We start from the raw sequence: 8,659 nt of genomic DNA, 5'->3' as shown, positions 1-8,659 counted from the left end.
ACCTGGTCGCCACCCAGGCACACCCCGAACTCCGCTCCCGCCCGACCCGCCCCCACCCGCTCTTCGCGGGCCTGGTCAAGGCCGCCGTCCAACGGATCACCACCACCCCCTCCGCGGTCACCCCCGCTCAGCAGTGAAGGAGCCCCACATGAGTACCCCTCAGGGCCGTCGCCCCGTCGTCGCCATCGTCGACGCCTTCTCCACGGCGAGCCATCTCGCACCGCTCTTCCACGCCCAGGGCTACGACTGCCTGCACGTGCAAAGCGCCGAGCAGCCCCCCGCGATCTTCGGCGCGTCCTTCCGCCCGGAGGACTTTCTCGCCACCGTCGTCCACCAGGGCGACATGGCCGAGACGCTGGCCGCCTTGGCCCCGTACGCACCGGCCGCCCTCCTGGCCGGCGCTGAGATCGGCGTCGAACTCGCCGACGTCCTCAGCGAGGCCCTGGGCCTGCGCACCAACGGGACCGCACTGAGCACCGCCCGGCGCGACAAGTTCCAGATGGTGGAGACCGTCAAGGCCGCCGGTGTGCCGGCCGCCGACCAGATCCTCGCCACCGACCTCGACACCCTGCTGGAGTGGTACGGGACCACCGAGCGGACCGTGGTCCTCAAGCCGGTCCGCAGCGCGCTCAACGACGGCGTGCACTTCTGCGGCACCGCCGCGGAAGTCCGGGGCGCCTTCGAGTCGCTCGTCGGCGCCGACAGCGCGCTCGGGCTGCGCAACGACGCCGTGGTCGCGCAGGAATATCTGGTGGGAGCCGAGTACTACGTCAACACGGTCAGTCTCGACGGCAAGCACTACGTGTGCGACCTGTGGAAGACCCAGCACCTGGGGGTCAACGGGGTCCGCGACCTGCTCGGCGGGTCGGCGCTCATGGTCCGCCGGGGCCCCGAGCAGGACCTCCTCGCCGCCTACGCCTTCTCCGTGCTCGACGCCCTGGGGATCAGCAACGGCCCCGCACACACCGAACTCAAGCTGACCCCGCAGGGGCCGCGGCTGGTCGAGACCGGCGCCCGCGTCTGCGGGGCCATGCTCCCCCTGCTCACCCGGGCGGCGATCGGCGAGAGCCAGCTGGAGTGGACGGTGCTCGCCCATACCGACCCCGAGGCCTTCGAGGCCCGTCGGCACACGGACTACGAGGTCGCCCGGCACGCGGTCTGCGTCAACATGGTCGCGCCCGAGGCCGGCAAGCTCGTCGACTACCCGAAACTGCCCGACCTGCGTGCCCTGGAGAGCTTCCACGACGTACTCGTCAAGGTGCGGCCGGGCGAGGAGATATCCAGGACGGTCAACGACCTCACCTACCCGCTGCTCGTCCATCTCCTCCACGAGGTGGAAGGCATCGTCACGCACGACTACATGACCACCCGCCACCTGGACGGCGAGGGCTTCTACGATGTCGTCTAGCCGCCGCCTCGCCCTGGCAGCCGGCCCCCTGCTGGTCCTCGGCTACTGCGTCATCAACTCCACCAAGTCGGTCTTCGAGGGCGCGCTGGTCCAGGACCTCTCACCGGAGTTCATCGCCTTCAACTCCTTCGTCATCGCCCAGGCCTTCTACTTCTTCACCCTCCGCGACAAGCAGGCTCTCAAGGCGGTGGTCCGCCGCTGCCTCCCCGACGTGATCATGCTGAACGTCTCCACCGCGGTCTGCTGGATCGCGGTGCTGTACGCGTTCACCGTCTTCGAGCCTGCCGTGGCCAACTCGATGATCATCGGTCTGGGCCCCACCATCACCATCATCCTCGGCTTCAAGCTCCGCCCCGGCACGAAGGCGCTACCCCTGGAACTGGTCGCCACCGGCGCGATGCTGGCCGCCATGGGCTATCTGCTGGCCATGGCGTCCAGCGGATCCACGGCCATCGGGGACCTGCCGACGGGCGAGCTGGTCTTCGGGGTCGTGATGTGCGTGCTGACCTCGACCTCCCTGTCGGGGGTCACCTACTACACCAAGCGGCTGGGCGACGCCGGCATGTCGGTACGGCAGATGATGGCCTCCCGTTTCGTGGCTCTGATCGTGGCGACCTTCGCCCTCCTCGTCATCCGCGGCAGCTTCGAGGCGTACTCCCCGGGCAACGTGGGAGCGATCCTGGCGATCAGCGTCCTCGGCGTCATCATCTCGCTGTACCTGCTCCAGCAGGGAATCGTACGGACCGAGCCGATCACCGTCTCGATGCTGTTCGGTACCAACCTGGTCATCACGTACGTGGTCCAGTTCTTCGACCCGAGGCTGCACCAGTCGCAGCACACCCTCATCGGCATTCTCGTGCTGACCGCCGCCATGTGCCTGGGAACCTGGGCCCGCTGGCACGCCGGGAAGCGCACCGCCCCGGAACGGGCGCAGGCCGCCGAAGAGGCCAAGGCATGACCGTTCTGGCCCACCTGAGCGACCTGCACCTGGACGGGGGCCCGCAGAGCGCGGCCCGCGTCCGGCGGGCAGTGGACCACCTCGTGGGGCTCCCCGGCGCCCTGGATGCCGTCCTGATCACCGGGGACATCGCCGACCGCGGCACGGAGCGGGAGTACCTTCAGGCCCTGGAGGTACTGGCCCCGCTCCACGACCGTCACCAGGTCCTGCTGTGCCCCGGAAACCACGACTCGCGCCCGGAGTTCCGCGAGATCCTGCTGGGCGGCTCCCCCGGAGCAGCCCCCGTCAACGAGGTGCGGGACATCGGCGGCGTACGGATCCTCATGTGCGACTCCTCGGTCCCCGGACGGTCCGAGGGGCTGCTGGAGCCGCGGACGCTGCGGTGGCTGGACGAGACTCTCGCGGCCGCCCCCGACAGGCCGGCCTTCGTCGCGTTCCACCATCCGCCCGTGGCGCTCGGCGTGCCGTACATCGACCGGATCGGGCTGCGCGAGCCGCAGGACCTCGCCAAGGTCCTCGCCCGCCACGACCAGGTCGCCGCCGTGTTCTGCGGCCACGCCCACACGGCGGCCGCCACGGTCTTCGCCGGCCTGCCGTTGCTCTGCGCGCCGGGAATCGCCTCGACCGCGCTCCTGCCGTGGGAGCAGGAACCGGAGGATTCCTGGAAGACCCACGCGGCCCCGCTCGCCCTCACCTTCCACCTGTACGACGAAGGCCGGCTCACCAGCCACGTCAGGGCTCTGTGAGGACGTGAAGCATGCGGCCGGGGCCCGCAGGTGCCCGGCCGCACACACGCGCCCGGCCTCACGCGCTGCCGACACCCCGCGTCACGAGATTGCAAGCCGCACGCCCGGCGAAAGGCCGCCCCGCCCCGTTTACCGTTCGGGTGAGGATCAGCAGGACTCTTCGAACTTCACCGCGGTGAGGGTGACCGGCTGGCCGTCGAGCTTGACCCCCGCCTTTGGGTCCTGCCCGCAGACCTTCCAGTTGGATTCCATGAGGACCATACGGCTCTCTCCGGAGCTGTCGGTCACGGTGAGACTGGTCGAGCTGTCCAGGGCCTGCCGCGCTGCCTTGACCGACTTACCCGCGAAGTCGGGCATCGTCCCCCCGGCCTCCTTCGGCTCGCCCTGGTCCCTGCTGGGGCAGTCCTCGGCCAGCTTCACGGTCCCGAAGTCGACCTTTGTGTCGGTCGGGTGCTCCCCGGCCCTCGGAGTCTGGGTGCAGACCTTCCACTGGCGGTCGAGGACCTGGTTGCGTGCGCGTCCGAGGGAATCATGGGAGGTCAGAAGGTAGAACCCGGCGGCTTGCGCTTGGTCCTGGGCGGACTGGAGGCCCTTCCCCACCATGTTGGGCAGTGCGGCCGACTGTGCGTCGTCGTCGCTGCTCCCCGGCTTGGCCGGTGCGGGAGCGTTGTCCTCGCGCGTGCTGTCCGGCTGCGACGGCGTGGTGTCCTGGCAGGCAGTCAGCGTGAGGAGCGCTGCGGCGGCGAGCGCGAGGCCGGCGGTGCGGGCGTACATGATTCCCCCTGGGATTCCTTGCTGATGAGGGGAGCATCGTGCCCGCAGTGTGAGGCATGGGGTGCCGTTATGACTGTTCTGTGACCTAAGGAAGCCCCTCGGGCGGGCTGTGCTGCATCCCGTGCCCGGCGGACTGTGCCGGGCCCCGGAGAGGTGCGGGTGTGGTGTACGGCGGATCGAGCCGCCGATCGAGACCTTGCGCCGCAATGACGACTTCCACCGGCGGCCGCCCCGCTGAGCAGCGCCGCTGCCCATGCATCCTGCCAGGAACTGCGGCAGGCCGGCGTCCATTCACACCCACGTGAGGCTCAGCAGTGCCGTGTCCCGGCCGGAGGCCTCCCCTTACCCGCCCCCCGGTTTCACCGTCGCTCTCCCCGGCAACCCATAGGAAACGATCAGCCGGGCACGACCCGGAACCACTGAGGAAAGGCGCGCCATGGGACACGATGACGACGGCACCCCCGACAGCGGCCCTGACATGAGGGCGATGACGTACGCGGCGTTCGGCGGTCCGGAAGTCCTCACAGAGACACGGCAGCCGCGCCCCAAGGTCGGGCCGGGCGAGATCCTCGTGCGCGTGCGGTGCGCGGCGGTCAATCCGGTCGATTGGAAGATCATGGCCGGGGGTTTGAAGGCCCTGATGGAAGCGTTCTTCCCCGTGGTCCCCGGCTGGGACGTCGCCGGGGTCGTCGAGCAAGTGGGTATCGACGCGTCCGAGTTCGCAGTGGGCGACGAGGTCATCGCCTACGCGCGCAAGGACTACGTGCACGGTGGCACCTTCGCCGAGTTCGTCACCGTCCCCGTGCGGGCCCTCGCCCGCCGTCCCACGTCACTGACGTGGGACCAGGCCGCAGGTCTGCCGCTGGCGGGCCTCACGGCGTACCAGGTACTGACGCGCCTGGGCACCGGCCCGGGTGACACCGTACTCATCCATGGCGCCGCCGGCGGGGTGGGATCCCTGGGGGTGCAGATCGCACGTGCCCTCGGCGCCCGGGTCATCGGTACCGCCTCCCTCGCCAATCACGACCGGCTGCGCGAGCTCGGCGCCGAGCCGGCGGCGTACGGCGAGGGAGTCGTCGACCGCGTCCGAACGCTCGCGCCGGACGGAGTCGATGTCGTCGCGGACTTCGTCGGCGGGGTCCTGGACACGACGCTGGCCGTACTGCGCGAAGGCGGCCGGCACGCGTCGATCGCGGACAACTCCGTCATCGACGCCGGCGGGCAGTGGATGTGGGTACGGCCGGACGGCGCCGACCTGGCCGAGCTGGGTTCTCTCGCCGACGCGGGGAAACTGACGGTGCCGGTGGCGCGGACCTTCCCGCTGGAAGAGCTGGCGGACGCTTTCGCGCTGAGCCAGTCCGGACACGTCCACGGGAAAGTCGTCGTAGTCGTCTGACCCCGTAGCCGTCTGCCCCCGCGCCACTCGCAGTTCTCGCCGGCCCCGGCACGGCACCCGCCTCCCGCACGGGGCATGTGGCCGGATCGCTCTGCGGCCGCGGGGCCTGCGGGGCTGCCGGTGGATTGGTCGCCGCGGTGATCCTGGCATGGCCTATGCCTGCACGACTGTACCGGCGAGCCCGCCAAGGCAGTTGCTCGGCTCGCGTTCGTCCTGGCGACCGTCATCCGGGTTCGGCCGGATGGGACCGGCGGTCGTTCCCGACCCGGAAGAATCTTGCTACCGACCAGTAGAAAGAAGGTGCCCGACCGCCCATCCTGGGTCGTGGACATGTCACTTCAGGGTTCGCCGCCATCCAAGGGCGAGCCTCCCGTGAACCGTGATCCCAAGGAGCGAACCCCCCATGCGCGTACGCAGATGGAGAACCAGAGCAGCCGCCTCCCTGTCCGCAGTGGCCCTCACAGCAGCCACCGTGATCGCGTCAGCCACAGCCTCGGCCGCTTCGGCTCCCGCTCGGCACCCCGCGGTCCTCGCCCACACAGCCACCGCCCCGCCCCAGCACTCCGACACCGCGGCGCAGTTGTCGGGGGTGGACTACGCGACCTGGCAGCGTGATGTGACCGCTGTCGTCGCCACAGCCCTCCCCTACATCGAGCAGCGCACCTCGCGCCCCTCCGAGGAGAAGCACGCCCTCGTCCTCGACATCGACAACACTTCCCTGGAGACGGGGTTCCACGACTTCTGGAAGTACCCGACGCCGGCGGTCAAACCGATCCTCGACCTCAGCCTTTTCGCGGACTCGCGTGACGTGGACGTGTTCTTCGTAACCGCCCGGCCCGGAATCATCCAGTCGCTCACCGAGTACAACCTGCGAAAGGTCGGCTATCCGGTCTCGGGGGTGCACACACGCAGCCTTCCCGACCTCTTCGAAGAGGTCAGCGCGTACAAGACCGACATGCGGTCGGACATCGAAGACGACGGCTACACCATCATCGCCAACATCGGCAACCGAAGCAGCGACCTGGTAGGCGGACACGCGGAGAGGACGTTCAAACTGCCGGATTACGGAGGCCAGTTGTCGTGACCTCACCGGACAGGGGCAGCACAACCCCGTGACCGGCCGGGCCCGCCTCCGTACAGGCGGGCGGGCCCGTGCCGACCGGGGCGGCCACGGATTCGTTCGGACGCTCAGGCAGCACCCGGGCCGGCGGCTGAGCGGCCGGACAGTACCTGGCCGCCCTCGCCAGGGAGGCGAGAACAGAGGCGACGCTGCACGGCGTCGAGACCCGTCCCCGCGCCGCGCACCTGGACTGGAAGACACGCGAGCAGTCGCCGACGACGACCGTCTACCAGCCGCCGCAGCAGCGCCGAGCGCCGAGATTCCTTCCCCACCGGCGTGCTCTCCCCGCAGGCCCGATGCCCCGATCTAAGCTGCACACATCGGGAAAGGTGCCCAGTCGGAAAGCGCAGGATGCCATGCTTGCCGTCACCGTCATCGCGGGCATTCTGTTCACCTGGGCCGTCCTCTCGCACCGGCTGGCGAGATGGAGCATCACCGCCCCGATCGCCATGATGGCGGCCGGTATCGCCATGACCGGCGGTTCGGATCCCCCGCTTCGCTTCGAATTCGACACGGCCGGCTTCGAGCATGCGGTGGAAGTCGTTCTGGCGCTGCTTCTCTTCGTCGACGCCATCGAGATCCCCGGGGGCGTCATCCGCAGGGAGAAGGGGATCGTCGCGCGTCTGCTCGGCGGTGCGCTGCCACTGACCCTGGTGTTCGCCTTTCTGACCGCGTACGTCTTCTTCCCCGAGCAGCCCGGGTGGACGCTGGCCGTCCTGGCGACCGTTGTCGTCCCCCTGGACCTGGCCCCCACAGCGGCCGTCGTACGGGACAAGAGGATCCCGGCGCGGCTGCGCGATGTTCTCAATGTCGAAGGGGGCCTCAACGACGGAATCGTCTCGCCCGCGTTCCTCCTGTGCACGGCCGCCGCTGTCGAATCCCGCACCAGGAGCGCGGACTACGCGGAGGCGCTGCTGGGCGCGGTCGAAGCGGCGGCCTGGGCCGTCGGCGCCGGCTCCGTCATCGGTTACGTGGCCGGGTGGCTGCTGCGGCGGTCCTGGGCAAGTGGGTGGACGCAGCACGCGGCGACGAGGCTCGGTGTGCTGACCGTTCCCGTGGCTGCCTACACGCTTTCGTCAGCACTCGGAGGCAACGGCTTTGTCGCGTCCTTCGTCGCCGGCGTCTGCATCGCACCGGCCATGCGCCACCTGCCGGCGGACGCGGTGCAGATGACGGACGACCTGGTCGCCCTGATGTCCCTCGCACTGTGGTTCGTGTTCGGGCAGATCGTGAACGAGGTGTTCTGGGACGGTTTCCACCTCTCCGTGATCCTGTACGCGCTCGTCGCCGTCATCCTGGCGCGCACGATTCCCGTGATGGTCGTGCTCACAGGTACGGGGATGGCACTGTCCGACAAGCTGTTCCTGGGCTGGCTGGGCCCGAGAGGCGTGACTTCGATCGTCTTCGGGCTCCTCGCGGCCATCGAGTTGCCCACTCACGGCGCCGATTTCATCGCCCTCGTGATGGTGATGACCGTCATGCTCAGCATCCTGCTGCATGGACTGAGCGCCGAACCGATCGGCCGCGCCTACGCCCGCAACCCGCGGCTCCGGACGGATGCCCCCGCCCGGTCCGGGACCTGACCGACCACACACCCCCGGCCGACCCGCCCGTAACCGCTGCTCTCGCACCAGCACGGGAGCTGGGCCTCAACCACGCTGCCGACGCCGGACTGTGGCGTCGGACTGTGGCGTCGGACTGTGGCGTCGGATGCAGTGGATGTTCCTGCAGCTGCGACGGCTGGGAGCTGGGTCGCTGTGCCGGGCAACCAAGCAGGCCCGGGGCGTCGCCTCCGGCACCTTGCCTGCCGCCGACGAGCCACCCGCCAACGCGCACGCTCTGAAGGCCTCGTCGCCCCGGTTGGCCGGCCCCCGTACGACGATACGGGTCCGACCTTCTCAGAACTGTCCTCCGGCATCAGGGGTAGCGTCGAATGGCCGGATCACCGTCCTTGCCTGGGCTCGTCGGCTGCTGCCACGTCCAGTCAGCACTGGGGACGCTTGCCGTGGTTGGCCCCCTTCTTACGACGGGCCCTCTTCTTACGACGACGCTTCGATGACACGCCCTACTCCCTTGCATCGCAGTACCTTGACTCGGCCAACGTCCCACGCCACACCCCTGTCAGCGAGACATCGACGACCGCACGGGTGACAGGCGGAACGAGCGGTGGCGAGCAGCGGCCTGGACGGGCGGCCGCGCCGGCCGGAACTGTGGAAGTACAGCTCAACAGCTCCCACTCGGGGCACGTGCACCGCGC

8 protein-coding genes are annotated in these 8,659 nt (G+C 69.4%); 6 read left to right on the top strand and 2 right to left on the bottom strand.

All coding sequences use genetic code 11. The annotated features are described in order from the left end of the window. Nucleotides 1–148: 148 nt before the first annotated feature. The 3 genes from ACWIHY_RS35895 to ACWIHY_RS35885 are packed head-to-tail and all read left to right on the top strand — an operon-like array spanning nt 149 to nt 3,112. Nucleotides 149–1,408 carry an ATP-grasp domain-containing protein gene (locus ACWIHY_RS35895; RefSeq protein WP_454380623.1) on the top strand — a complete coding sequence of 420 codons (1,260 nt, stop codon included), beginning with the start codon at nt 149–151 and terminating at the stop codon, nt 1,406–1,408. Beyond that, nucleotides 1,398–2,366 (top strand): EamA family transporter, encoded by a 969-nt coding sequence (locus ACWIHY_RS35890; protein ID WP_454380622.1) that lies wholly within the window; start codon nt 1,398–1,400, stop codon nt 2,364–2,366. The genes ACWIHY_RS35895 and ACWIHY_RS35890 overlap by 11 nt, the downstream gene beginning before the upstream one ends. After that, a complete protein-coding gene (locus tag ACWIHY_RS35885; protein WP_454380621.1) occupies nt 2,363–3,112 on the top strand; it encodes a phosphodiesterase in 750 nt (249 codons plus the stop codon). The genes ACWIHY_RS35890 and ACWIHY_RS35885 overlap by 4 nt, the downstream gene beginning before the upstream one ends. A gap of 147 nt (nt 3,113–3,259) precedes the next feature. Here ACWIHY_RS35885 and ACWIHY_RS35880 read toward each other — a convergent pair whose 3' ends face one another. Continuing rightward, a complete protein-coding gene (locus ACWIHY_RS35880; RefSeq protein ID WP_454380620.1) occupies nt 3,260–3,886 on the bottom strand; it encodes a PASTA domain-containing protein in 627 nt (208 codons plus the stop codon). Nucleotides 3,887–4,322: 436 nt separating this feature from the next. Here ACWIHY_RS35880 and ACWIHY_RS35875 point away from each other — a divergent pair, with 436 nt between their 5' ends. From ACWIHY_RS35875 to ACWIHY_RS35865, 3 genes are all read left to right on the top strand, one after another. Further along, on the top strand, nt 4,323–5,282 hold the full coding sequence (locus tag ACWIHY_RS35875; protein WP_454380619.1) for an NADP-dependent oxidoreductase: 960 nt from the start codon (nt 4,323–4,325) through the stop codon (nt 5,280–5,282). Between the two features lie 403 nt (nt 5,283–5,685). Then, nucleotides 5,686–6,366, top strand: a complete 681-nt coding sequence (locus ACWIHY_RS35870; RefSeq protein WP_454380618.1) for an HAD family acid phosphatase — start codon at nt 5,686–5,688, stop codon at nt 6,364–6,366. A gap of 392 nt (nt 6,367–6,758) precedes the next feature. Beyond that, nucleotides 6,759–7,985 (top strand): cation:proton antiporter, encoded by a 1,227-nt coding sequence (locus tag ACWIHY_RS35865; protein WP_454380617.1) that lies wholly within the window; start codon nt 6,759–6,761, stop codon nt 7,983–7,985. Nucleotides 7,986–8,386: 401 nt separating this feature from the next. Here ACWIHY_RS35865 and ACWIHY_RS35860 read toward each other — a convergent pair whose 3' ends face one another. Then, entirely contained in the window at nt 8,387–8,464 is a 78-nt protein-coding gene (locus ACWIHY_RS35860; RefSeq protein WP_454380626.1) for a 50S ribosomal protein bL37, read from the bottom strand. Between the last annotated feature and the right edge of the window lie 195 nt (nt 8,465–8,659).

Source organism: Streptomyces sp. NPDC055287 (assembly GCF_053646035.1).
Note: the sequence above shows the minus strand (reverse complement) of the source record. Positions and strands in the feature narration are given on the sequence as shown.